General features: G+C 73.5%; 8 protein-coding genes and 1 pseudogene. 8 read left to right on the top strand and 1 reads right to left on the bottom strand.

Annotated features, from left to right (window positions below):
- From ACWZEH_RS34795 to ACWZEH_RS34785, 3 genes are all read left to right on the top strand, one after another.
- Positions 1–8,910, top strand: a complete 8,910-nt coding sequence (locus ACWZEH_RS34795) for an amino acid adenylation domain-containing protein (RefSeq protein ID WP_456200339.1) — start codon at positions 1–3, stop codon at positions 8,908–8,910.
- On the top strand, positions 8,907–12,767 hold the full coding sequence (locus tag ACWZEH_RS34790; RefSeq protein ID WP_456200337.1) for a non-ribosomal peptide synthetase: 3,861 nt from the start codon (positions 8,907–8,909) through the stop codon (positions 12,765–12,767). The genes ACWZEH_RS34795 and ACWZEH_RS34790 overlap by 4 nt, the downstream gene beginning before the upstream one ends.
- A gap of 79 nt (positions 12,768–12,846) precedes the next feature.
- Positions 12,847–13,581: a thioesterase II family protein gene (locus tag ACWZEH_RS34785; RefSeq protein WP_456200335.1), complete on the top strand. Its 735-nt coding sequence runs from the start codon at positions 12,847–12,849 to the stop codon at positions 13,579–13,581.
- A 170-nt stretch (positions 13,582–13,751) separates the two neighbouring features.
- Here the strand turns inward: ACWZEH_RS34785 and ACWZEH_RS34780 are convergent, their stop codons facing one another.
- A complete protein-coding gene (locus tag ACWZEH_RS34780) occupies positions 13,752–15,254 on the bottom strand; it encodes an FAD-dependent monooxygenase (RefSeq protein WP_456200346.1) in 1,503 nt (500 codons plus the stop codon).
- Positions 15,255–15,596: 342 nt separating this feature from the next.
- Between ACWZEH_RS34780 and ACWZEH_RS34775 the strand changes: the two genes are divergently transcribed.
- The 5 genes and pseudogenes from ACWZEH_RS34775 to ACWZEH_RS34755 form a co-directional block, all read left to right on the top strand.
- On the top strand, positions 15,597–15,911 hold the full coding sequence (locus ACWZEH_RS34775; protein ID WP_456200334.1) for a phosphopantetheine-binding protein: 315 nt from the start codon (positions 15,597–15,599) through the stop codon (positions 15,909–15,911).
- Entirely contained in the window at positions 15,908–17,158 is a 1,251-nt protein-coding gene (locus tag ACWZEH_RS34770; RefSeq protein WP_456200332.1) for a cytochrome P450, read from the top strand. The genes ACWZEH_RS34775 and ACWZEH_RS34770 overlap by 4 nt, the downstream gene beginning before the upstream one ends.
- Complete coding sequence (locus ACWZEH_RS34765; RefSeq protein WP_456200330.1) at positions 17,155–17,898, top strand: thioesterase II family protein; 744 nt, start codon at positions 17,155–17,157, stop codon at positions 17,896–17,898. Before ACWZEH_RS34770 ends, ACWZEH_RS34765 begins: the two co-directional genes overlap by 4 nt.
- A 53-nt stretch (positions 17,899–17,951) precedes the next feature.
- Positions 17,952–21,104 (top strand): type I polyketide synthase, encoded by a 3,153-nt coding sequence (locus tag ACWZEH_RS34760; protein WP_456200329.1) that lies wholly within the window; start codon positions 17,952–17,954, stop codon positions 21,102–21,104.
- A 90-nt stretch (positions 21,105–21,194) separates the two neighbouring features.
- Positions 21,195–26,732: pseudogene (locus ACWZEH_RS34755) on the top strand (type I polyketide synthase); the annotation flags it as partial.
- Between the last annotated feature and the right edge of the window lie 4 nt (positions 26,733–26,736).

The raw sequence follows: 26,736 nt of genomic DNA, 5'->3' as shown, positions 1-26,736 counted from the left end.
ATGATCCCCTTGTCCTTCGCCCAGCGACGGATGTGGTTCCTCCACCGTCTGGAAGGCCCGTCCGCGACCTACAACATCCCGTTCGTGCTGCGCCTGGACGGGGCACTGGACACGGCGGCCCTGGCCGCCGCGGTGACGGACGTCGCGAACCGGCACGACAGCCTGCGCACCCTGATCGCCGAGAACGAGGACGGCACACCGGAGCAGCGGATCCTGCCGCCCGAGGAGGCGGTCCTCCAGTTCCGGCTGGTCGACGTGGCCGCCGAGGCGGTGGACGCCGCCGTACAGGAGGCGGCGCGCGAGGGCTTCGACCTGGACACGGAACTGCCGCTGCGCACCACCGTGTTCCGGCTCTCCCCGCAGGAGCACGTGCTGGTGTTCGTGTTCCACCACATCGCCGCGGACGGGGCGTCGATGGCGCCGTTCCTGCGGGACCTGCTGTCGGCGTACGCGGCCCGTCAGCAGGGGGACGAGCCGGAGTGGACGCCGCTCCCGGTGCAGTACAAGGACTACACGCTGTGGCAGCGGCAGCTGCTGGGCGACGAAGAGGACCCGGAGAGCGTTGCCGCGGAGCAACTCGCCTACTGGCGGCGGGAGCTGGCCGGGGTGCCGCAGCCCGTGCAGCTGCCGCTGGACCGGCCGCGGCCGACGGTGGCCGGCCACCGCGGCGGTCACGTCGACTTCGAACTGGACGCGGAGCTGCTCTCCGGGGTCGGGAAGCTGGCCGCCGAGCGCGGCGCCACCGCGCCGATGCTCGCCCAGTCCGTGCTCGCGGTGCTCCTGCACCACCTCGGCGCGGGCAACGACCTGACGATCGGCAGCCCGATCGAAGGACGTGCCGACGAGCAGCTCGACCAGCTGATCGGGTTCTTCGCCAACACCTGGGTGCTGCGCGTCGACCTGTCGCACAACCCGTCGTTCAACGACCTGCTGGACCAGGTGAGGGAGAGTGCCCTCGCCGCGTACGACAACCAGGACGTCCCCTTCGAACGCCTGGTGGAACTGCTGAGCCCGGAACGCACCACGGCCTACCAGCCGCTGTTCCAGGTGATGCTGGCCTGGCAGTTCGAGTGGTCGCAGATCGAGATACCGGGCCTGCGCGTCACCCCCCTCCCGGCGGGCACCGGCACCGCCAAGTTCGACCTGTTCCTCAACATCGTCCCGGCCCCGTCCGGGGGCGCGTACGGGCGGCTCGAGTACGCGACGGAACTGTTCGACCACTCCACGGCCGAGAACCTCGTCGACCGCTACGTGCGCGTGCTCCGGCAGGTCGTCACCGACCCCGGGACGCGGCTCGGTTCCGTGGACGTGCTCACCGGCGCCGAACGGGACCTGCTGACCCGGGTGAACGAGACGGCGGCACCGGCGCAGGCGGCGACGGTGCCGGAACTGGTCGCCGCCCAGGCCGCGCGGACACCGGACGCGACGGCGGTGGTGTCCGGCCGGACCACCCTGACCTACGCGGAGCTGGAGGGCCGAGCGGCCCGGCTGGCCGCGGTGCTGCGCGACCACGGGGTCGGGCCCGACGCCCTGGTCGCCGTGGCGCTGCCCCGGTCGGCGGACCTGGTGGTCGCGCTCCTCGCCGTGCTCAAGGCCGGCGGCGCCTACCTGCCGATCGACCCTCAGTACCCGGCCGCCCGCGTCGGCCTCCTGCTCAGCACGGCCGACCCCGCGCTGGTGCTCACCGACCGCGAGGCGGCGGCGACCGTGGCCGGATGCCGCGCGCCGGTGCTCCACCTCGACGACCAGGACCTCGACGGCCCCGCCCCCGACGCCCCGGCCGTCCGGATCGGCCCGGACCACCTGGCCTACGTGATGTTCACGTCCGGATCCACCGGCACCCCCAAGGGCGTCGCCGTCACGCACGCCGCCGTCGTCAACGGCGTCAGCGACCTGCGCCGGACGGTGGGTGTCGAGGCGGGCTCCCGGATGCTCGCCGCGACCTCCGTGAACTTCGACGTCTCCGTGTTCGAGATCTTCACCGCGCTCACCACCGGGGCGAGCGTGGAGATCGTCCGCGACGTGCTCGAACTCGCCGAACGCGGCAGCTGGTCGGGCACCACCGTCAGCGCCGTCCCCACGGTGTTCTCCGCGCTGCTCGACCAGCTGGCCGAGGACGCCCCGGGCCGTCTCGCGCTCGACGTCGACACCGTCGTCCTCGCCGGCGAGGCACTCCCGGGCGACCTGGTCCGCAAGATCCAGGACGCCCTGCCCGACGTCCGCGTCGTCAACGCCTACGGACAGACCGAGAGCTTCTACGCCTCCACCTACACGCTCGAGGGGCAGTGGGCCTCGACCGGCGCGGTACCGGTCGGACAGCCCCTGGCCAACATGCGCGCCTACGTCCTGGGGCCGGAACTGACGCCCGTCGCGCCCGGTGTGATCGGCGAACTGTACGTCGGCGGGCCGGTCGCCCGCGGCTACCACGGCAACGGCGCGGCGACCGCGGAGCGGTTCGTGGCCTGCCCCTTCGGCCCCGCCGGCGCCCGCATGTACCGCACCGGTGACCTGGCCCAGTGGGACGGGGACGGCCGGCTGAGGTACGCCGGACGCGCCGACACCCAGGTGAAGGTGAACGGCATCCGCGTCGAGCCGACCGAGATCGAGACAGTCCTCGCCCGGCACCCCGCGATCGGCCAGGCCGCCGTCACGGTCCGCGAGGACCACACCGGCAGCGCGCGCCTCGTCGGCTACGTGGCGCCGGCGGGCGCCGCGGACGGCACGGCCACGCCGGACACCGCCGTCTCGGCGGCGGACCTGCGCCGTTTCGTGTCCGAGAGGCTGCCGGACTACATGGTGCCCACCACGATCATGGTGCTCGACCGGCTGCCGCTGACCGCGAACGGGAAGGTGGACCGGGCCGCGCTGCCCGAGCCGGAGTTCGCCGGCACCGAGTACCGGGCGCCGCGCAACGAGACGGAACGGCTCCTGGCCGAGGTGTACGCCGACGTCCTCGGCGCCGAACAGGTGGGGGCCGACGACGACTTCTTCACCAGCGGCGGGGACAGCATCCGGTCCATCCAGGTCGTGGCGCGGGCCAAGACACGCGGCGTGGTGGTCACCACGCGGGAGATCTTCGAGCACCGCACGGTCGCCCGGCTCGCGGAACTGGTCGAGGGCCGGGAGGACGAGGAGCGCGTGGTCCTGGCCGAGCTGCCGGGCGGCGGCGTGGGCCGGATGCCGCTGCCGCCGACGGCGGCGCACGTCCTCGCGCTGGGCGGCGGCATCGGCCGGTTCTGCATGTCCGCGCTGCTGACCCTGCCCCAGGACATCGACCGCGACGGGCTGGTCGCGACCCTGCAGGCCGTCCTCGACCGGCACGACGTGCTGCGCTCCCGGCTCGACCGGGAGCGGCCGGGCCTGACGATCGAGGCACCCGGCAGCGTGGACGCCGGCGTGCTGCTGCGGGAAGTCCCCTGCGGCGACGTCGACGTGCAGGCCGAGCTGGACGCGGCCGCGGACCGGCTCGACCCGGACGCGGGCGTCATGGCGCAGTTCGTGTGGCTGACCTCCGGCACGGACACGGACCGGCTGCTGGTCGTGCTGCACCACCTGGTCGTCGACGGGGTGTCGTGGCGGATCCTGGTCCCGGACCTCGCCGCCGCCTGGCAGCGGATCCGGGGCGACCGCACCACCCCGGCACAGACCGAGGTGGGCACGTCGCTGCGCCGGTGGGTGCACGCGCTGTCCGACGAGGCGGCCTCCCCGGCGAGGGTGGCGGAACTGCCCGTGTGGCAGGACATCCTGCGCACCGACGAAGCGGTGCTGGGAGCACGGGAGACCGACCCGGCGCGCGATGTGACGGCCACCGTGGACACGGTGCGCGTCCGGGTACCCGCGGACGTCACGGAGACCTTGCTGAACACGGTGCCCGCGGTGTTCCGCGGCGGTGTCGACGACGGCCTGCTCGCCGGGCTGGCGCTGGCGCTGGCCCGCTGGCGCCACGGCCGAGGCGTGTCCGCCGCCTCCTCGACGCTGGTCCGGCTGGAAGGACACGGCCGGGAGGACCACCTGGTCCCCGGCGCCGACCTGTCGGGCACGGTCGGATGGTTCACCGCCATGTACCCGGTCCGGCTCGACCTGGCCGGCATCGACGTGGCGGACGCCTTCGCCTCGGGCAAGGACGCGGGGAACGCGGTCAAGGCCGTCAAGGAGCAGCTCCGGGCGGTGCCCGACAACGGCGTCGGTTACGGCCTGCTGCGCCACCTCAACCCCGAGACCGCCGCCGCGCTGGCCGGACTGCGAGAACCCCAGATCGGCTTCAACTACCTCGGCCGGGCCTCCGGCGCGGACATCCCCGAGGAACTGCGGGGTCTGGGCTGGGCCCCGGACACCACGCACCGGGACCTGATCGCCGCGCCGGACGCGGACATGCCGGTGCTGTCCGCGCTGGAGATCAACGCGGTGGCCACCAGCACCGGCGACGGCGAGGAACTGACCGCCTACTTCGGCTTCCCGACCGGTGTCCTCACCCGCGACGAGGTGACCGAGCTGGCCGGGTTGTGGGTCGAGGCGCTGACCGCCCTCGCCCGGCACGCCGTGACCCCCGGCGCCGGCGGGCTCACCCCGAGCGATGCGTCCCTGGTGAAGGTGAGCCGGGGGGAGATCGACACCTGGGAGGCCCGCCTCGGCGAGCTGGCCGAGGTGTGGCCGGTGACCCCCGTGCAGTCCGGGCTTCTCTTCCACTCGATGCTGACCGCCGACGAGTCGTTCGACGTCTACCACATGCAGCTCGTGTTCCATCTGTCCGGCGACGTCGACCCGGAACGGATGCGCCGGGCCGGGCAGGCACTGCTGGAGCGCTACGACAACCTCCGCGCGGCGTTCGTCGACCGCGCGGACGGCGACGTGGTGCAGGTCGTGCCGCGGAACGTGACCCTGCCCTGGCGTCACCTGGACCTGAGCGCCGCCGACGCGGCCGAGCGGACCGAGGCGTTCGAGAGGTTCCTCGTCGAGGACCGGGCCGCGCACTTCGACCTGAGCACCCCACCGCTGATCCGGCTGGCCCTGGTCGACCTCGGGCCCGGCCGGTCCGAACTCGTGCTCACCGGCCACCACGTGCTGTACGACGGCTGGTCCACGCCGCTGCTGATGCGGGACCTGATGCTGCTCTACGCGTCCGACGGCGACCCGGCCGGGCTGCCCGCCGTCCGCAGCTTCGGCGAGTTCCTGGCCTGGTTCGTCCGGCAGGACAAGGAGGAGTCCGCACGGGTGTGGGCGGCTGAACTCGACGGCGTCGACGAACCCACGCTGCTCGTGCCGCGCGCGACCGCGGAGCACGGACCCGCGGGGGTGGGGGACCTCGACGTGACGTTCGAGGACATGCCCGGCCTGACCCGGCGCGCCGCGCAGCTCGGCGTCACCGTCAACACGCTCGTGCAGGGCGCCTGGGCCGTCCTGCTGGCCAACCTCACCGGGCGGTCCGACATCGTCTTCGGCGCCACCGTGGCCGGCCGCCCGGCCGCCTTCCTGGACGCCGGGGACATGGTCGGGATGTTCATCAACACCATCCCCGTCCGGGTGCGCTGCGAACGCCGCGACACCTTCGCCGGCCTGCTCACCGAGCTGCAGAACCGCCAGGGCGCGCTGCTGGACCACCACCACCACAGCCTCGCCGAGATCCAGCAGGCCACCGGGCTGAGCACGCTGTTCGACACCCTGGTCCTGTTCGAGTCGTTCCCGGTCGACCGGGACGCCCTCGACGAGGCCAACACCACGGCCGGTGTGGCCATCACCGGGCTGCAGCCGTTCGCCGGCTCGCACTACCCGATCACGCTGACCGCCGCGTCCGAACCGCACCTCCAGATGGCCCTGCAGTACCACCGGGACAAGCTGGACCAGGACACGGCCGCCGAGATCGTCGACCGGTTCGTGCGCGTCCTCGGGCAGGTCGTCGCCGACCCGGGCGTCCGCGTCGGGGACCTCGACGTGCTCGGCGAGGACGAGCGGCGGTGGCTGCTGCACACGGCCAACGACACCACTGAACCGACCCTGGAACAGGGCCTGGTGGCGGCCGTGGAGCGGCAGGCGCGGGCGACACCGCAGGCCCTCGCCGTCATCGGCGAGGAGCGGTCGCTCACCTACCGGGACCTGGACACGCGGGCCAACCGGCTGGCGCACCGGCTGATCGACCGCGGTGTGCGGCCGGAGTCCCTGGTCGCCGTCCGCCTGCCCCGGACCACGGACCTCGTGGTGGCCCTGCTGGCGGTGCTGAAGGCCGGCGCGGCCTACATCCCGATCGACCCGGACCACCCGAGCTCCCGGATCGACCACATCCTGAAGGACTCGGCCCCGGCGCTCGTGCTCGACGCCGACGCGCTGGCCGAGGACCGGTCCGCGTACCCGGACACACCGCCGGCCGTGGCCGCCTCGCCCGACAACACCGCGTACGTGATCTACACGTCGGGGTCGACCGGGACCCCGAAGGGCGTCGCGGTCCCGCGCGGCGCGCTGGCGAACTTCCTGGCCACGATGGGGCGGCGGTTCCCGCTGACGCCGAGCGACCGGCTGTTCGCCGTGACGACCGTGTCGTTCGACATCGCCGGACTCGAGCTGTACCTCCCGCTGATCTCCGGAGCGGCGGTGGTGCTCGCGGGAAAGGAGACCCTCTCCCAGCCGTCGGCCGCGGTGGCGGCGATGCGCCGCCACGACGTCACCGTCGTGCAGGCCACCCCCGCCTTCTGGCAGATGCTGCTCACCGACGACCCGGACGGCGCGCGGGGCCTGCGGATACTCGTCGGCGGGGAAGCCCTGCCCGCGCCCCTGGCCGAAGCACTGGCCGGGCAGGCCGCCGAGGTGTCCAACATGTACGGCCCGACCGAGACGACGATCTGGTCGACGACGGCCCCCGTCGAACCGGGCTCCGGTGTCCCGTCGATCGGCCGACCGATCGGCAACACCCAGGTGTACGTCCTCGACGCGCGGCTGCGCCCGGTCCCGCGCGGGGTGAACGGCGAGCTGTACATCGCCGGCGACGGCCTGGCCCGCGGGTACCAGGGCCGGCCGGACCTGACCACCGGACGGTTCGTGGCCTGCCCGTTCGGCGCACCCGGCACGCGCATGTACCGCACCGGGGACCTGGTGCGGTGGGGCGGGAACGGCCGTCTGGAATACGTCGGACGGACCGACTTCCAGGTCAAGATCCGGGGCTTTCGCATCGAACTCGGCGAGATCGAGCACGCACTGACCACCCACCCCGGCGTGGCGCAGGCCGCGGTCGTGGTGCACGAGGACCGGCAGGACGACAAGCGCCTGGTGGGCTACGTGGTGCCGGCCCTGCACGCCGCGGTGGCCGACGTCGCCGGCCAGGTGGACGAGTGGCGCGAGGTCTACGACGACAGCTACACGGCCTCCGAGGACGAGGCGCTGGGCGAGGACTTCCAGCTGTGGAAGTCCACGTACGACGGTGAGCCGATCCCCCGCGAGCAGATGCTGGAGTGGCGGGACACCGCCGTGGCCCAGGTACTGGCGTTCTCGCCACGCCGGGTGCTGGAGATCGGTGTGGGCTCCGGCCTGCTGCTGGCGAAGATCGTCGACCAGGTCGAGGAGTACTGGGGCACCGACCTGTCCGCCCCGGTCGTGGACCGCGTACGGGCCCAGGCCGAACAGGACGGGTACGGCGACCGGGTCCGGCTGAGCGCCCAGCCCGCCGACGACATCGACGGACTGCCCCGCGCCGGGTTCGACACCGTGGTGCTCAACTCGGTCGCGCAGTACTTCCCGAGCGTGGAGTACCTGGACAGGGTGCTGCGCCAGGCGATGGAACTGGTCGCGCCCGGCGGCCGGATCGTCGTCGGTGACGTCCGCAACGCCACGACGCTGCGGGTCCTGCTGACCGCGGTGCAGCGCGCCGCGCACCCGCACGCCTCGCACGAGGAGCTGCGGACGCTGGTGGAGAAGGCGCTGCTCGCCGAGCGGGAACTGGTGGTCGCCCCCGAGTGGTTCGCCGAGTGGGCGCGCGAGCACGCCGACGGCGTGGACATCCGGGTGAAGCCGGGACAGGCGCACAACGAGCTGACCCGGCACCGGTACGAGGCCGTCCTGCACAAGGAACCGGCCGACGTGCTCGACCTGGCGGGCGTGCCCGCCACCGAGTGGGGCCGTCAGGTGCCCGGCCTCGACGAACTGCGCCGCCACGTCGACAAGGCGGGCGACCGCCCGGTGCGGGTGAGCGGGATACCGAACGCGCGGCTGGACGCCGAGACCGCCGCCGCGGCCTCCGCCGGTGTCGTGACCACGGCCGCCGCGTCCGGCAGGGCGCTCGACCCGCAGGAGTTCACCGCGTGGGCGCGGCAGCAGGGCCGGCACGCGGTCCTCACCCCGTCGGGCGCGGACGTGCGCTGCTTCGACGCCGTCCTGCTGCCCGCACGGGCCGCCGGACAGCCGACGGTCCACGGGGCGTTCGTGCCCAGCGGCGTCGCCGGACGGACCCGGTACAACCACCCCGGCCTCGCCCGGGTGATCGGCCCCCTGCTCGCCGACCTCCCCCAGCACCTGCGGGGGCGGCTGCCCGAGTACATGGTCCCGTCCACGGTGGTGCCGCTGTCGGAGATCCCGCTGACGCCCAACGGAAAGCTGAACCGGCGGGCGCTGCCGGCCCCGGACCACGCCCAGGTGTCGACCGGCCGCGCCCCGCGCACCCCGCGCGAGGAGACCTTCTGCGCGCTGTTCGCGGAGGTGCTCGGCCTGGGGACGGTCGGCATCGACGACGACTTCTTCGCCTTCGGCGGGCACTCGCTCCTGGCCACCCGGCTGATCAGCCGGGCCCGCGCCGAGTTGGGCGTAGAGATACCCATCCGCAAGATCTTCGACCTGCCGACAGTGGCCGCGCTCGCCGCGTGGTCGGAGGAATCGGTTGCTCCCCGTCGCCCCAGTCTGCGCCAGATGTTCGCCAAAGGAGTGAAGCAATGATTCCGCTGTCCTTCGCGCAACGCCGTATGTGGCTTCTGCACCAACTGGAGCAGGGAGCGGAGACCTACAACATATCGGCGGCGTTCCGGCTGACCGGGCCCCTGGACCGGGCGGCCCTCGTCGCGGCGATCGGCGACGTGGTCGGCCGGCACGAGATCCTGCGCACCACCTATGTGACGGACGACGAGGGTGAGCCCTCCTCGCGGATCCTGCCGCTCGAGGAGGCGTCGCCGCGGCTGCCGGTGGTCGAGGTGACGCCGGGGAACGTGGCCGCCGCGATCGACGAGGCCGTCTCCCACCGCTTCGACCTGACGGCCGAGCTGCCCTTCCGTGCGAGCCTGCTGCGCTGCTCCCCCGAGGAGCACGTCCTGGTCCTGGTCATCCACCACATCGCCTCGGACGGCAGCTCCGGCGCGCCGCTGGCCCGGGACCTGGCCGAGGCCTACACCGCCCGCCTTCAGGGCCGGGAGCCGGCGTGGGAGCCGCTGCCCGTGCAGTACAAGGAGTACGCGCTGTGGCAGCGCGAGGTGCTCGGCGACGCGGCCGACCCGGACAGTGCGGCCGCGGCGCAGATCGAGTACTGGCGGGGCGAACTGGCCGGGGTGCCGCAGCCGCTCAACCTGCCGCTGGACCGCCCGCGGTCCGCGGAGGCCGGCTCGCGCGGCGACACGGTCCCCCTCACCGTGGACCCGAAGGTGGCGGCCGGGCTGCAGAAGCTGGCCCAGGAGCGTGGGACGACCATGTCGATGCTCCTCCAGGCCGCCCTGGGGGTGCTGCTGCAGAAGCTCGGCGGCGGGAACGACGTGACGATCGGTTCGCCGATCGCCGGGCGGACCGACGAAGCACTGGCCGACCTGGTCGGATGCTTCGTCAACACCCAGGTGCTGCGCGTGGACCTCTCCGGCGACCCGATGTTCACCGACCTGCTCACCCAGGTGCGGAACAAGGCGCTGACGGCCTACGAGCACCAGGACGTGCCGTTCGACCTGGTGGTCGAGGCGATCAACCCCGACCGCTCGGCCGCCTACCAGCCGCTGTTCCAGGTGATGTTCGCCTGGCAGAACTTCGCGAGCCGGGACCTCGAACTCCCTGGGCTCAAGGTGGAGTTCGAGCAGGCCATCACGTCGACCGCCATGTCCGACCTGTTCTTCTTCCTGGCCGAGGACGCCGCGGGCTCGCTGCGCGGCGACCTCCAGTACGCGACCCACCTGTTCGACCGCGGCACGGCCGAGGTGATCGCCGCGCGGTTCGTCCGGGTGCTGGAGCAGGTGCTGGCGGACCCGAGGGTGCCGGTCGGTGACGTCGACGTGCTGGACGCGGACGAGCGGGACCGGCTGGTGCGTGGGGTCAACGACACGGCGCGCGAGGTGGTCCCGGGCACGCTGCCGGGTGCCTTCGAGGCGCAGGTGGCGCGGGATCCGGAGCGGGTGGCGCTGGTCGGCGAGGGCGAGTCGCTGACGTACGGGGAGTTCAACCGGCGGGCGAACCGGCTGGCGCACTGGCTGGTGGAGCAGGGCGCGGGTCCGGAGCGGCTGGTCGCGGTGAGGATCCCGCGCTCGGTCGACCTCCTGGTGGCGCTGTACGCGGTGGTGAAGTCCGGTGCCGCGTACGTGCCGATCGACCCGGAGCTGCCCGAGGACCGGGTGCGGCACGTGCTGGACAGTGCGAAGCCGCTGCTGGTCCTGGACGATGAGCTGCCGGAGGTCTCCGCGTACTCGGACGCGAACCCGGAGCGCGTCCTGTCGCCGGACCACGCGGCGTACGTCATCTTCACCTCGGGTTCCACGGGCGGCCCGAAGGGTGTGCAGGTGGCGCACCGGTCGATCATGAACCGGCTGGCGTGGGGGCTGTCGCACTTCGAGGTGGGTGCCGAGGACCGGGTGCTGCTGAGCACCACGGCGAGCTTCGACGTGTCGGTGCCGGAGCTGTTCGCGCCGCTCCAGGCCGGCGCGGCGATCGTGATCGCGCGTCCCGACGGCCGCCGGGACCCGTCCTACCTCGCCGAGCTGATCCGGCGCGAAGGAGTGACCGGCGCCGACTTCGTGCCCTCGCTCCTGGAGGCGTTCGTCGCCGAGCCGGGGGCCAAGGAGTGCGAGAGCCTGCGCTGGATCGAGGTGGCGGGCGAGGCGTTCCCGGCGGAGCTGGCGAACAAGGCCGTCGAGGTGCTGCCGAACTGCGGGGTGCACAACCTCTACGGGCCGACCGAGGCGTCGGTGGAGGTCACGGCGTGGCAGCACGTGCCGGGCGCGGACCGGGTGCCGATCGGCGCGCCGGTCTGGAACACGCAGGTGTACGTCCTGGACGCGGCGCTGCGTCCGGTCGCGCCCGGGGTCGCCGGTGAGCTGTACCTCGCCGGCGCGGGTCTGGCGCGGGGTTACCTGGGGCAGACGGGGCTGACCGCGGGCCGGTTCGTGGCCTGCCCCTTCGGTGAGCCCGGCGCCCGCATGTACCGCACCGGTGACCTGGTGCGCTGGACCGGGGACGGTCAGGTCGAGTACATCGGCCGCACCGACTTCCAGGTCAAGGTCCGCGGCTTCCGCATCGAACTCGGTGAGATCGAGCAGGCACTGACCGCCCACCCGGACGTCGACAACGCGGTCGTCGTCGTACGCGAGAACCAGCAGGGCGACAAGCGCCTCGTGGGCTACGTGGTGCCCCGGCCCGGCGCCGTGCCGGGCGACGGCGGGGTCCAGGCGGGGCAGGGGTGCCAGGTCCACGACGCCGAGGCGGCCGGCCCGCTGATCGCCCGAGTCACCGAGCACCTGCGGGCCGGGCTGCCGGAGTACATGGTGCCCGCCACGCTGGTCCCCCTCTCGCGGATCCCGCTGACCCCGAGCGGCAAGCTCGACCGGCGGGCCCTGCCGGCGGAGCACGCGACCACCGCGGCCGGCCGGGAACCGCGCAACGCGCACGAGGAGAAGCTGTGCTCCCTCTTCGCCGAGCTGCTCGGCGTGGAGAAGATCGGCATCGACGACGACTTCTTCGCGCTCGGCGGGCACTCGCTCATGGCCACCCGGCTCAGCTCCCGCATCCGCAAGCAGTTCGACGTCTCGCTGCCCCTCAGCACGATCATCAAGTACCCCACGGTGGCCGAACTGGCCGTGGTGCTCCTCACCGGCGGCGCTCACGACGAGCACACCGACCCGTTCGCGGTCGTGATGGCGCTGAACAGCGTCCCGGAGACGGACAAGCCGCCAGTGTGGTTCTTCCACGGCGGCGGCGGCGTGGGCTGGGGCTACTTCAGCTTCGTGCTGCACCTGCCGGACCGGCAGGCCTACGCCCTGCAGTCCCGCGGCTTCGACGGCACGGACGTGCTGCCGGGGTCGGTGGAGGAGATGATCGACGACTACGTCACCCAGATGCTGCGCGTCCAGCCGGAAGGGCCCTTCGACCTGATCGGCTGGTCCTACGGCGGCACCGTCGCGCACGCCATCGCCGCCGAGCTGGAACGGCGCGGGCACGAGGTCGCGTTCCTGGCCATCCTGGACTCCCTGCCCGCCCAGGAAGGATTCGCGCAACTGGCCGGCCGGGCCGTGGCGGAGTACCGGGCGGACCTGGAGGAGTACTTCGGCCAGTTCGTGAAGACCGACAACAAGGAACAGTTCCTGGACACCATGTCGAAGGTACTGGCCAACAACCAGGCCGTCATGGCGAAGTACCACTCGCCGGTCTACGGCGGCGACGTGCTGTTCTTCAACGCGGCGCTGAAGGACGAGGGGTCGTGGGCACCCCTGTGGCGGCCGTACGTCCAGGGCTCCATCGAGGAGCACGACGTGCAGGCCACCCACGGCGACCTGCACATGCCCGCACCCGTGTCCGAGATCTTCGCGGTGATCAACCGCAAGCTGGCCGATTGACCGGGGAACTCCGGGACGTCGCGCCATGATGTCCCGGATCCGGTTCGACGAACCATCGAACGCATGATTGGGGTCGGTTGTGAAAGAACCCGGCACATCCGAGGAGAACCGGGACCGGACCACGCTGCTGTGCGTGCCGTTCGCCGGCGCGGGCCCGTCCTTCTTCCACCCGTGGCAGCAGCTGGCGGGGGCTCGGTGGCGGGTGACGTCGGTCGAACTGCCCGGCAGGGAGCGGCGGTTCCTGGACCCGCCGTACCGCAACGTCGTCGAGGCGGCCAAGGGCGAGATCGACGCCGTCGCCGCGGACCTCGGCGAGGGAGCGAGGACCGTGCTGTTCGGGCACAGCCTGGGCGCGGTCCTCGCCTACGAGCTGACACACCTGCTGGGCGCGCGCGGCGTGCACGTCGAGCGGCTGGTCGTCAGCGGCTCACCGGGGCCGTGGACGCAGCGCGAGAGGCGCGCGGCGGGGCTGGAGGGCGACGAGTTCCTCGCCCGGGTCGAGGAGTTCGCCGGGTTCCGGCACGAGGCCCTCGACCACCCGGAGATGCGGGAACTGATCCTCCCCACCCTCCAGGCCGACTGCGAGATGCACGAGGCCTACGTCCCGAGCACCGACGTACCGGTGTCGGTGCCGGTCACCTCGCTGCGCGGCGACCGGGACGGCCTGGTCACCGCGGAGGAGGCCCGGCAGTGGCAGGGCGCGACCACGGGCGGCTTCAGCTACGCCGAGTTCCCGGGCGACCACATGTACCTGGTCGATCTCGGCCGTGAGGTGCTCGACGTGATCGAGGCGGAGTCCGCCCGCGCACGCTGACGCGCTCCCTTTCCCTTTCCGCGCCGCCCCGGCGGACCACGGTCCGCCGGGGCGGCGCCGCGCTGTCCGCCGGCACCCGGCGCTGGTGCCGGTCGGTGTCACGTCCGGGTACGGCGAAGGCCGCCGGGACCACGGTGTGGTCCCGGCGGCCGGTTGTCAGGAGTGTCCGGTCAGCCGTGGGCGGCCGGCCCGCACCATGTGGTGAGGGCGGTCCGCAGCGCGTCGGTGCCGCCCGCGCCGCCCTCGTCGGCCGCCCAGGCGACATGGCCGTCGGGACGGATCAGCAGCGCGGCCGGAGCGGGCACCTCGCCGATGGCCGGGACGATCCAGTGGCCGTCCTCGCCGCGCGCCTCGACCAGGTCCACGCGGTCGGCCCAGCCGCCGGCGACCGCCGCCACCTCGGGGCTGCCGTGCAGGTCCAGCAGGACGGGGCGGCCGGCGTGCAGCAGTTCGTGCACGCCGATGATCCCCTCGGCCGTCTTCAGGTCGGCGTCGGGAACCCGGCGGCCCTCCAGCGGATGGTCGCCGTGGACCGGGTAGCGGATGTCCAGCGCGGTCAGCAGGTGACGCAGATACCGGTTGACGTCTTCGAACACCATGAGGGAGCCGAACACCTCGCGCAGTGCGTCCGTCTGCGGGCCGGGCCGCACCAGGGCCGACTGCGCCCGGGTGTTGTGCAGCACGCGCGCCGCCACCGGGTGGCGCTCGGCGTGATAGGTGTCCAGCAGGCTCTCCGGCGCCCGGCCGCGCACCACCGAGGCGAGCTTCCAGCCGAGGTTGACCGCGTCCTGCACGCCCATGTTCAGGCCCTGCCCGCCGGCCGGGAAGTGGATGTGCGCCGCGTCGCCCGCGAGCAGCACCCGGCCCCTGCGGTACTCGGCGGCCTGCCGCGCGGCGTCGCTGAACCGGGACACCCACCGGGGGTTGCGCATCCCGAAGTCGGTCCCCGCGACCCTGACCAGCGACTGACGCAGCTGCTCGAACGTCACGGCGTCGTCGCGGCCCGCGACCCGGTCGAACTCGGAGGTGATCACCCGGAACCAGCCCGGCTCGAAGGCGATCGCCGAGTAGTCGCCGACCGGGGTGCGCCGCACCCACACGTAGTCCTCGGTCAGCTCCGGGAGTTCCACGTCGCCGATCAGCGCGGTCATCGTCGCCTCGGTGCCGGGGAACTCGATGCCCGCCAGCTTGCGCACCGTGCTGCGCCCGCCGTCGCAGCCCACGAGGTAGCGGGCGCGCAGCGTCGCGGGCCCGGCCTCCGGCCTGTCCAGCTCGACCGTCACGCCGTCCTCGTCCTGGCGCAGACCGCTGACCTCGGCCGACCTGAGCACCCGCACGCCGAGTTCGGCGGCCCACTCCTCCAGCAGCCGCTCGATGGTGGACTGGAGGATCATCAGCGGGTAGGGGTGCCGGGACTCGGACTCGTCGAACTCCAGGTACAGGCCGGCGAAGTGGCCCACCGGCTGCAGCTCGCCCTCCACCAGGAAGCGGTCCAGGATCCCGCGCTGGTCCAGCACCTCCAGGGTGCGGGAGTGGATCCCGCCGGCCCGGGACTCGCCCGTGGGCTCGGCGAGGCGCTCGGCCACCACCACGTCGACGCCGGCCAGCCGCAGCTCACAGGCGAGCATCAGGCCGGTCGGCCCGGCGCCCGCGACCACCACGTCCGCGTCCATGCCGGTGTGTTCCACGTCGTTGCCCCCTCATTTCCAGTGCTGTTCCACTGAAATTCCAGTGCCGCTTCACCGAGCCTGTGGCGGCGTCGGGTCATTTCCCCATGCACGAAAAGCGAGCCGATTTCCCGCTTCCCCCGTCCCGCCGGCGGGACGGCTGTCCGGGGAGCGGATGTTCCAGAAGTGTCAGCGTGCGGGCGTACCGGTGCGCTCTCAACCCCACCGGTCGGCGGGTGCCGCACACCGTCGGCAGCGGTGTGCGGAAAGGCGAACGCACGCGACACTCGATTCGGCCATTCGAAGAATGTGTCCCGCCGGCGGGACAGTGCGAAGGAAGGGCTGGAAATGGAATCCTCACCGCAGGTGGTTCACGAGCGAGGTGGGCCGGAAGAGACGCCGCAGCCGCAGGCCGGGCCTTCGGGCGCGTCGGCGTCCCTGGCGCAGGAGATCGCCGAGCTGTGGGGGGAACACCTCGACAGCCCCGGGGTGGGGCCGGAGGACGACTTCTTCGCGCTCGGCGGCAACTCACTGGCCGGAATCAAAATCATCGAACGGGTGCTCCAGGACCACGGCGTCCGCCTGTCCGTGCGCGACTTCTACCTCGCGGGGACCCCCACCAAGGTCGCCGAGCTGATCGAGCAGGGGAGGGCCGGGACGTGAGGCTCACGCCGGGTCCCGCGCGCGACGTCGATCTCGACACCCTCGACCTGTTCGACCTGGACCTCTACTCCACGGGCGACCCGCACCCGATCTGGGACGTGATGCGCGAGCGGGCGCCCCTGCACCACCAGGTCCTCCCCGACGGCCGGGAGTTCTGGTCGGTCACCCGCTACGAGGACGTCCGCCGGGTGCTCGGCGACCACCGGGAATTCACCTCGGAACGCGGCACGGTCCCCACCCACCTCGGCACGGACGACGCCGCCGCCGGCGTCCTGATGACGTCCACCGACCCGCCCCGGCACACCGAGGTCCGCCGGCCGCTCAACGCCAAGCTCACCGCCCGGGCCGTACGGTCCTGGGAGGACAAGATCCGCGCGACGGTCCGCCGCTTCCTGGAACCGGCGCTCGACGGCGAGACCTTCGACCTGGCCGAGCGGGCACTGCTGCTCCCCGCGCTGGTCACCGGCCCGCTCCTCGGCATCCCCGAGAAGGACTGGGCGGAACTCGTCCAGCTCACCGCGATGGTCACCGCCCCCTCCGACCCGCACTTCCTGGTGGGCAGCGAGGCGGCGACCCTGGCCATCTCCCACCACGAACTCCTCAACTACGTCCGGGACTGGGCCACCACGCGACGGGCGGACGGCGGGGAGGACGACAGCCTCCTGCACCACCTCATGAGCGTCCGCCCCGCAGGCGCCCCGCTGAGCGACGAGGAGATCGCCCTCGACGGCTACAGCATCCTCCTGGGCGCCAACGTGACGACCCCGCACACCGTCTCCGGCACCGTGCAGGCGCTCGTCGAACGGCCCGAGCAGTTCGCCAAGGCCCAGGCCGACCCGACGCTGATCCCCAATCTCGTCGAGGAAGGACTGCGCTGGACCTCGGCCGCCTGCAACTTCATGCGGTACGCGGTCGACGACGTCCAGATCGGCGGGGGCACCATCCCGGCCCGCGGGGCGGTCGTCGCCTGGATCGGCTCGGCCAACCGGGACGCGTCCGTCTTCCCCGACCCGCACACCTTCGACATCACGCGCGACGGCGCCAAGCGCCACGGCGCGTTCGGCTTCGGACCGCACTTCTGCATCGGGGCGCCCCTGGCCCGGATGACGCTGCGCATCTTCTTCGAGGAACTCCTCGAAGGATTCGCGTCGATCGAGCTCGCCGGCGAACCGGAGCACCTGCGGTCGTACTTCATCGCCGGGATGACCCACCTCCCCGTCGCCGCGCAGAAACGGCACACGCCATGACCTCCGGTCCCACCGCCACCGCCACCGCGTCGCCGTGGTTCGTGCGGCCGCCGTCCGCCGAGGCCGCCGCCCGGCTCTTCTGCCTGCCCTTCTCCGGTTCCGGGGCGTCGGCCTTCAGCGCCTGGCCCGCCGCCCTCGACGACGTCGAGGTCTGCCCGGTGCAGTTCCCCGGCCGCGAGAACCGGCTCGCCCACCCCCACTACGGCACCTACGAGAACCTCGCCGCCGACCTCACCGAAGCGCTCTCCCCACTGCTGGAGAGGCCGTACGCGTTCTTCGGGCACTGCGCGGGCGCCCTGCCCGCCTACGAGACCGTGCTCCGGCTCACCGCCCTCGGTCTGCCCGCACCCGAGTGCCTCTTCGTGTCGGGCCAGCCCGCACCGCACGACGCCTCGCGCGACCGGATGCTCACCATGGCCGAGGACGAACTGCGCGCCGAGGTCGAGGCGTTCATCCGCGGCCGGGGCATCGAACCGCGGCCGGACATGGTCGAGATGGGCCTCATGGTGCTGCTGCGCGACCACGCCGCGGCGGGCGCCTACCGCAGGCAGGAGCCGGCCCCGCTGCCGTGCCCCGTCGTCGTCCTGCACTGGCGGGACGACCCCGACGTCAGCCTCGACGACCTCCAGGGCTGGCGCGCGTACGCCGACTCCGTCGAGTTCCGCGTCCTCGACGGCGGCCACTACGACTTCATGGACGCGCCGGACGAGCTGATGAAGACCCTCACCCGCCGGCGGTGAGGAGCAGTGCAGCCCGTGAGAGCCGTACGCCGAGGGAACCGGAAGGACTTCACATGAGTGGCGCAGCCGCCGATATCGCTGTCATCGGGATGTCGTGCCGCTTCCCCGGGGTGCACGACCTGGACGCCTTCTGGCGCCTGCTGCTCGACGGGCGCTCGACCGTCGGCCGCTTCCCCGCGCACCGGACGGCCGACATCCGCCGCACGTCCCCGCCCCACCCGGACGCCGACACGGTGAACGCGGGATCGTTCCTGGAGGCGATCGACGGGTTCGACGCGGAGTTCTTCGGCACGCCTCCCGGGGAGGCCGCCGCGATGGACCCCGTGCAGCGGCTGGGCCTGGAACTCGCCTGGGAGGCCGTCGAGGACGCCGGGCTCCCGGCGGCCACGCTCGCGGGCCGCGCCATCGACGTCGTGGTCGGCGCCGCCCCCTCCGGGTACGACCTGCTGCGCAAGCTGTCCGGCAGCGACCAGGACGACCACTACGCCGCGCTCGGCTCGGCCGGCGCGCTGATCGCCAACCGCATCTCGAACCTCTTCGACGTCCGCGGCATGAGCCTGTGCGCCGACTCCGGCCAGTCCTCCTCCCTCGTCTCGCTCGCCCTGGCCTGCGACCGGATCCGCGGCGGCGCCGTCGACATGGCGCTCGCGGGCGGCGTACACCTCATCGCCGACCCGGAGGCGGGCCTCGGCCTCGCCAACCTGGGCGCCCTGTCGCCGGCCGGTGACTGCTTCCCCTTCGACGAACGGGCGGGCGGCTTCGTCCGCGGCGAGGGCGGGGCGTTCGTCCTGCTGAAGCGGCTCGACCTCGCCGCGGCCGACGGCGACCACGTCTACGCGGTGGTGCGCGGCTGGGGCGTCGGCAGCGGCGGCGCCTCCTCCCGGATGCCCGACCCCAGCCCCGCCGGGCAGGCGACCGCCGTACTGTCCGCGCTGACGCGCTCGGCGGTCCCCTTCGACGGCGTCGACTACGTCGAGGCCCACGGCACCGGCACCCGGCTCGGCGACCCGGCGGAACTCGCCGGACTGCGCGAGGTGTTCCGGGAGACCGGCCGCGACCGCCCCCTGACGGTCGGCTCGGTGAAGGCGAACGTCGGGCACCTGGAGCCGGCCGCCGGCATCACCGGCTTCGTGAAGACCGCGCTCTGCCTGGACCGCGCCCAGCTGGTCCCGCAGGTGAACTTCCGGTCCCCGAACCCGGCCGTCCCCGACTTCGACGAGTACTTCGAGGTGGTCCGGGCCGCGCGGCCCTGGCCGGGCACGCCTGAGCGGCCCCGGCGGGCGGGCGTGACGTCGATCGGCATGGGCGGCACCAACGCGCACGTCATCCTCGAACAGGCCCCCGGGACGCCGGCGCGGGACGAATCCCCCGCCACGGACGAGGACCCGGCCCTGACCGGCGTACCCGGCGTGGTGCCGTGGGTGCTGTCGGCGCGCTCGGAGCCGGCGCTGCGGGAACAGGCGGCGCGGCTGCGGGACCTCGTCGCCGCCGACGCGTCCCTGTCGACGGCCGACGTGGGGCACGCGCTGGTGTCGGCACGGTCGACGTTCGAGCACCGGGCGGTGCTGCTGGGCGGGAGCCGTGACGAGGCGCTGACCGGCCTCGGAGCACTGGCGGCGGGCGAGGAGCCGGCACGCGCGGTGCGCGGGACGGCCACGGCGCGGACCGGCCCGGTCGTCTTCGTGTTCCCCGGCCAGGGCTCGCAGTGGCTCGGCATGGGCCGGCGGCTGTACGCCGAGTCGGACGTCTTCGCGCGCTCGATCGACGCCTGCGCGCGGGCCCTTCAGCCATGGCTGGACTGGTCCCTCCTGGACCTGATCACCGGCGCGGACACGGCGCCGTCGCTGGACGGCGGCGACACCGTGGTGCAGCCGGCGCTGTTCGCGATGATGGTGTCCCTGGCCCGGGTCTGGGAGTCGCTGGGCGTGGTCCCCGACGCGGTGGTGGGCCACTCACAGGGAGAGATCGCCGCGGCGTGCGCGTCGGGCGCGCTCGGCCTGGAGGACGCGGCGCGGGTCGTCGCCCTGCGCAGCCGGGCCCTGGCCGCACTGGCCGGCCAGGGCGGGATGAGCGCGGTGGCCGAGCCCCTCGACCGGGTCGAGGATCGGCTGCGGCAGTGGCCCGGGCGGCTCTCGGTCGCCACGGTCAACGGACCGGCCTCCGTGGTGGTCTCCGGGGACCTCGAAGCGCTGGACGCGTTCGCCGCGTCGGCGGCGGCCGACGGCGTCCGGGTGCGCCGGCTCAAGGTCGCCTACGCGTCCCACTCCCACCAGGTCGAACGCATCCGCGACCAGGTGCTGGAGGCCACCTCGGGTGTCACACCGCGACGGACGGCGGTGGAGTTCCACTCCACGGTCACCGCGGAACGGCTCGACACCCGCCTGCTCGGCGGCTCGTACTGGTACGACAACCTGCGCTCGACGGTGCGGTTCGGCGAGGTCGTCGAGCACCTGATGCGCGAGCGCGGCGGCGTGTACGTGGAGGTCAGCCCGCACCCCGTGCTCCGGGTGGCGATGGAGGAGACCGCCGACGCGCTGGCCGACCCGCCGGTCGTCGCCAGCACCCTGCACCGGGACGACGGGAGCGCCGGCAACATCCTCGCGTCGCTGGCCGAACTGCACGTGCGCGGGGTGCCGGTGGACTGGGAGCCGGTGTTCGCCGGGCACCGGCCGCGCCGGATCGGCCTGCCGACCTACCCGTTCCAGCGCCGGCGGTACTGGCTGACCGCACCCGGCGTCACGCACCCGGACCCCGCCGCGCGGACCGGCGGACCGGGCACGCGCGCCGGGACGGCCCGCCTGGACACGGAGTCCTCGGTCCTCGACCTGGTGTGCGCCGAGACGGCGGCCCTGCTGAGCGTGAAGGACCCGGACGTGACGGGCCCCGCTCTGGTGGCGCGGTCGGCCGAGACCTTCAAGGACCTGGGCTTCGACTCCTCGTCGGCCGTGGGACTGCGCAACCGGCTCACCGCGGTGACCGGGGTGCGCCTCCCGGCCACCGTCGCGTTCACCTATCCCAGCCCGCGCGCGCTCGCCGCCCGAGTCTTCGCCCTCCTCGCACCGGAGGAGCCCGAGACGCCTGAGGCGCCTGGGACATCCGAGGTGCTGCCCGAGGTTCCCGAGACCCTTGAGGCGCCGGAGGTGCGTGATGCGTCTGAGGCACCCGACGACGATCTGTACGCATTGATCGACCGCGGATACGTGTAACCGCACCTGTTCTTCTGCATCACCCTGAATCGCCCTGAATCACCCTTGGGGGAGGCCCTGGTGGAGGACGTCGACAAGCTCCGTTCCTACCTGCGACGCGCCGTAGGCGACGCGCAGCAGCTGCGGGAGCGGGTCCGCGAGCTGGAGGAGTCCGCTCGCGAGCCCATCGCGGTCGTGGGCGTGGGGTGCCGCTTCCCCGGTGGGGCGACGACCCCCGAAGGGCTCTGGTCGGTCGTGTCCGGCGAGGTGGACGCCATCGGCGACTTCCCGTCGGACCGCGGGTGGGACCTGGAGGCGCTGTACTCCCCGGACCCGGAGACGCCCGGGACGACGTACACCCGCTCGGGCGGGTTCCTGCACGACCTGCCGGAGTTCGACGCGCCGTTCTTCGGCATCAGCCCGCGCGAGGCGCTGGCGATGGACCCGCAGCAGCGGCTGGTGCTGGAGACGTCGTGGGAGGCCCTGGAGCGGGCGGGCATCGACCCGGCCGCGCTGCGGGGTTCGGCCACCGGGGTGTTCACCGGGCTCTACGGCGTCGACTACGGCCCCCGCACGGGCGGCGGGGCGGGCGGCGAGGTGGAGGGCTTCGCGGCCACCGGCACGTACACCAGCGTGGCCTCGGGCCGGGTGGCGTACACGCTGGGTCTGCACGGCCCGGCGGTGTCCACCGACACCGCGTGCTCGTCGTCGCTGGTCGCCGTCCACCAGGCCATGCGGTCCCTGCGGTCCGGGGAGTGCACGCTGGCGCTGGCCGGCGGGGTGTCGACGCTGTCCACGCCGGGTCTGCTCGTGGAGCTGGGCCGGCAGCGGGGCCTGTCGGCCGACGGACGGTGCCGGGCGTTCGCCGACGCGGCGGACGGCACCGGCTTCGCCGAGGGCGCCGGGATGCTGGTCCTGGAGCGCCTGTCGGACGCCCGTCGCAACGGACGCCGGATCCTGGCGGTCATCCGCGGCTCGGCCGTCAACCAGGACGGCGCGTCCAACGGCCTGACCGCGCCGAACGAACTGGCGCAGCGCCGGGTGATCCGGGCGGCCCTGGCCGATGCCGGGCTCCAGGGGGCCGACGTGGACGTGGTGGAGGCCCACGGCACCGGCACGAGGCTGGGCGACCCCATGGAGGCCGAGGCGCTGCTGGCCACCTATGGGCAGGACCGGGACGCGGGCAAGCCGCTGTGGCTGGGCTCGCTGAAGTCGAACGTCGGGCACACGCAGGCCGCCGCGGGTGTCGGCGGCATCATCAAGATGATCATGGCGATGCGGCACGGGGTCCTGCCCCGCACGCTGCACGTGGACCGTCCGTCGTCGCACGTGGACTGGTCGGCCGGCGCGGTCGAGCTGCTGACCGAGGCCAGGCAGTGGCCCGGCACACCGGAGCGCCCCCGCCGGGCCGGCGTCTCCAGCTTCGGCATCAGCGGCACCAACGCCCACCTCATCCTGGAGCAGGCCCCCGAGCCCGCCGAGCAGGAGCCCGCCGGCGCCGCCGGCCCGGTGCCGTGGGTGCTGTCGGCGCGCTCGGAGCCGGCGCTGCGCGCACAGGCGGCGCGGCTGCGGGACCTCGTCGCCGCCGACCCGTCGCTGTCGGCGGCCGACGTGGGGCGTTCGCTGGTGACGACCCGCTCGCTGTTCGAGCACCGCCAGGTCGTGCTCGGCACCGGCCGGGACGACCTGCTCGCCACCCTGTCCGCCGTCGCCGCCGGCGACGAGAACGGCGCGGTCTCCGCGCTCGCCGGTCCGGTCGGCCGTACCGTGTTCGTCTTCCCCGGCCAGGGCTCGCAGTGGGCCGGCATGGGGCGCGAACTGTGGGGGTCCTCCCCGGTGTTCGCCCGGCGGATGCGGGAGTGCGCCGACGCGCTGGCACCGTACGTGGACTGGTCCCTGCCCGACGTGCTCGGCGACGCCGAGGCACTCAAGCGCGTCGACGTCGTCCAGCCCGCGCTGTGGGCGGTGATGGTGTCGCTGGCCGAGCTGTGGCGCTCCTACGGCGTGGAGCCCGAGGCCGTCGTCGGCCACTCGCAAGGGGAGATCGCCGCCGCCTGTGTCGCCGGCGCCCTGCCCATCGAGGACGCCGCGAAGGTGGTGGCGCTGCGGTCGAAGGCGATCCTGGCGCTGTCGGGACGCGGCGGCATGGTGTCGGTCGCGCTGCCCGCCCAGGAGGTCGCGGAGCGCCTCACGGACGGCCTGTCGATCGCGACGGTCAACGGACCCTCGTCCGTGGTGGTCTCGGGCGACGTCGCCGAACTCGACGCGCTGCTCGCCGCCTGCGAGAAGGACGACGTCCGGGCCCGCAAGGTCCCGGTGGACTACGCCTCGCACTCGGCGCACGTGGAAGCGATCCACGAGGAACTGGGGCGCGTGCTGACCGGACTGCAGCCGCGCCCGGCGAAGGTGCCGTTCTTCTCCACGGTGACGGCCGACTGGCTGGACACGACGACGCTGGACGCCGAGTACTGGTACACCAACCTGCGCCGCACCGTCCGCTTCGAGGAGGCGGTCAGGTCCCTGGCCGCACAGGGCTTCGGGTGCTTCGTCGAGGCGTCCCCCCACCCCGTCCTGACCATCGGTGTGGAGCAGACCCTGGACAGCGCGGGCGCCGAGGCCGTCGTCACGGGCACCCTGCGCCGCACCGAGGGCGGCCTCGCCCGCTTCCACCGCTCGGCGGCGCAGGCCTTCACGGCGGGCGTCGCGGTGTCGTGGGAGGCGGCCTTCCCGGGCACCGGCGGCCGGTTCGTCGACCTGCCCACGTACGCCTTCCAGCGGCAGCGCTACTGGATGAACGCACCCGCCGAGACCACCGCCGCCGGCACGTCGGACCACCCGCTGCTCGACGCCGTGATCGACCTGCCCGACGACGCGGAGCACGGCGGGATCGTGGCCAGCGGGCGCCTGTCGCCGGAGCGCCACCCCTGGCTCGCCGACCACGTGGTCCACGGCGCCGTCCTGGTACCGGCGGCGGTGCTGGCGGAGCTGGCGGTGTGGGCGGCGCACAAGGCGGGCTGCGACACCGTCGACGAACTGACCCTGGAGACCCCGCTGGTGCTGTCCCGGACGGCCGACCGCGAGATCCGCGTCGTCGTCGACGCCCGGCGGACGATCAGCGTGCACTCGCGCGGCGAGGGCGACGCCGGATGGACGCGCAACGCCGTCGGCGTCGCCGGAACCGGCGGCGCGGACACCGGCGAGGAGGAGAGCCTCGTCGCGTGGCCTCCCACGGGCGCGGTCGGCGTCCCCGTCGAGGACGAGTACGCCAGGCTGTCCGCCCTCGGATTCGCCCACGGGCCCCTGCTGCGCGGCCTCAAGCAGGTGTGGCGCCGCGACGACGTCCTGTACGCGGAGGTGGAACTGCCCACGTCCGACGGCGCCGACCGCGGCGCGTTCCGGATCCACCCGGCCCTGCTCCACGCCGCGCTGCTCCCGCTCGGCCTCGGGCCGATCGTCGACGGCGACCGGCCCGAGGGCTGGCTGCCGCACCGCTGCACGGGTCTGCGCGTCGGCTCCACCGGGCCGGCCGCGCTGCGCGTCCGCCTCGCGCCCGCCGGGGAGAACGCCCTGTCCCTCACCCTCGCCGACCACAACGGCACCCCGGTCGGCGGCATCGCGTCACTGAGCCTGGCGCCCGCCGACGTCGCGCAGCTGACCGAGCTGGGCTTCGACCACCAGGACTCCCTGTTCCGGCTGGACTGGGTCCCCGTCCCGGTCCCGTCCGGCGGGGACGGGGGAGACGGCGGCCCGTACGCGGTGCTGGGCGAGGGCACCCCGGGCGCTCCCCTCGGGGAGCCCGACACGGTCACCGCTGCTCTGGGACGGGACACGGCGGTCTTCACCGACCTCGCGGAACTCGCCGCGTCCGACGGGGAGATACCCTCCGTCGTCATCGCCGCCCTCGACGGGGCCGGCGCGGACGGCGACGACACGCCCGCCGCCGTCGAGCGCATCCTCCACCGCATGCTGCGCTGGACGCGGGAGTGGCTCACCGAGGACCGGTTCTCCGACGCGCGCCTGGTCGTCGTGACACGGGACGCGGTCCACGACGGCCGGCACCCCCGCACCGACCCGGCGGCGGCCGCCGTCTGGGGGTTCGTGCGCACCGCGCAGACCGAGAACCCCGGCCGCTTCACCCTCGTGGACACCGACGGCCTGCCCGCCTCCCTGGCCCGCGTGGCGGCCGCGGCCGACACCGGTGAGGCCCAGCTCAAGATCCGCGACGGCCAGGTCAGCGTCCCGCACCTGGTCCACGCCCCCGACACCGCCCCGGCCCCCGACACCGCCCCGGGCCACGACGCCGCCGACGGCACGTCGTCCGCGCTCGGCACCGGCACGGTCCTGATCACCGGCGGCACCGGCGGCCTGGGCGCCAAGCTGGCCCGGCACCTCGTCGCGCGGCACGGCGTGCACCGGCTGCTGCTCACCAGCAGGCGCGGACCGGCGGCCCCGGAGGCGGCGGCGCTGCGGGAGGAACTCACCGACGCGGGCGCCCACGTCGACGTCGTCGCCTGCGACGTCACCAGCCGGGACTCCGTCGCCGCGCTGATCGCCTCCGCACCGGCCGAGCACCCGCTCACCGCGGTGATCCACTGCGCGGGCGTACTCGACGACGGCGTCGTCCAGACGCTCACCGAGGACCGAGTGAACGTGGTCCTCGCGCCGAAGGTGCGCGGCGCCTGGCATCTGCACGAGCTGACCGCGCACCTCGACCTGTCCGCGTTCGTGCTGTTCTCCTCCGTCGCGAGCATGCTCGGCACGGCCGGACAGGCCAACTACGCGGCGGCCAACGCCTTCCTCAACGGCCTCGCCGAGACCCGCCGCGCCACCGGACTCGCGGCCACCGCGCTGTGCTGGGGCTTCTGGGCCGAACGCAGCGAGATGGTCGCCGACCTCGTCGACACGGACCTCGTGCGCCTGCGACGCCAGGGCGTACTGCCGCTGTCCTCGCAGGAGGGACTGGCCCTCTTCGACGCGGCGCTCACCCTGGACGAACCGGTGCTCGTGCCCGCCCGGCTGAGCCTCCCGGCGCCCGACGCGGCGTCACCGCTCCTGCGCGGCCTGTCCGGCGCGCCCGGCGGACCCGACGGCCCGGCGGACCCGAACGCCGCCGCCGGCCCACTCGCCCAGCGGCTGGCGTCCCTGCCGCCCCACGAGGCCCAGGCAGCGCTGCTCACCGCCGTCCGGGAGCAGACCGCCCTCGTCCTCGGCCACCCCGACACCGGACGGATCAGCCCCACCGCCGCGTTCAAGCGACTGGGCATCGACTCGCTCACCGCGCTGGAACTGCGCAACAAGCTGGTGTCGGTGACCGGCCTGAAACTGCCCACCACCCTCGTCTTCGACCACCCGAACCCGAGCGCCCTCGCACGGTTCCTGAGCGAGAGCCTCGCCCCCGAACCGGCGGCCGCCCCGGCATCACCGGCCGGACTCCTGGTCAAGGAGATCGAAGGACTGGGCGCCCGCCTGGAGGACGCGTTCCTCGACCTGGAAGGGGCGGACCAGGCGGCCATCTCCACACTGCTCGGCGAGTTGCAGGGACGGGTCCGTTCGATGGCGAGCGCCGCGGCACCGGCCGGCATCGCCGACCAGATCACCTCGGCATCGGCGGGAGAGCTTCTCGCGCTGCTGGACCAAGAGCTCGGCTAGGGGA

Source organism: Streptomyces yamdrokensis, assembly GCF_053890455.1.
This window is presented reverse-complemented; position numbering and strand designations above follow the sequence as displayed.

What these genes read in the sequence shown, in the direction of transcription:
- ACWZEH_RS34795 (WP_456200339.1), top strand. Translation starts at nt 1, where the DNA reads ATGATCCCCTTGTCCTTCGCCCAGCGACGGATGTGGTTCCTCCACCGT.
- ACWZEH_RS34790 (WP_456200337.1), top strand. Translation starts at nt 8,907, where the DNA reads ATGATTCCGCTGTCCTTCGCGCAACGCCGTATGTGGCTTCTGCACCAA.
- ACWZEH_RS34780 (WP_456200346.1), bottom strand. Translation starts at nt 15,254, where the DNA reads ATGGACGCGGACGTGGTGGTCGCGGGCGCCGGGCCGACCGGCCTGATG.
- ACWZEH_RS34775 (WP_456200334.1), top strand. Translation starts at nt 15,597, where the DNA reads ATGGAATCCTCACCGCAGGTGGTTCACGAGCGAGGTGGGCCGGAAGAG.
- ACWZEH_RS34765 (WP_456200330.1), top strand. Translation starts at nt 17,155, where the DNA reads ATGACCTCCGGTCCCACCGCCACCGCCACCGCGTCGCCGTGGTTCGTG.
- ACWZEH_RS34760 (WP_456200329.1), top strand. Translation starts at nt 17,952, where the DNA reads ATGAGTGGCGCAGCCGCCGATATCGCTGTCATCGGGATGTCGTGCCGC.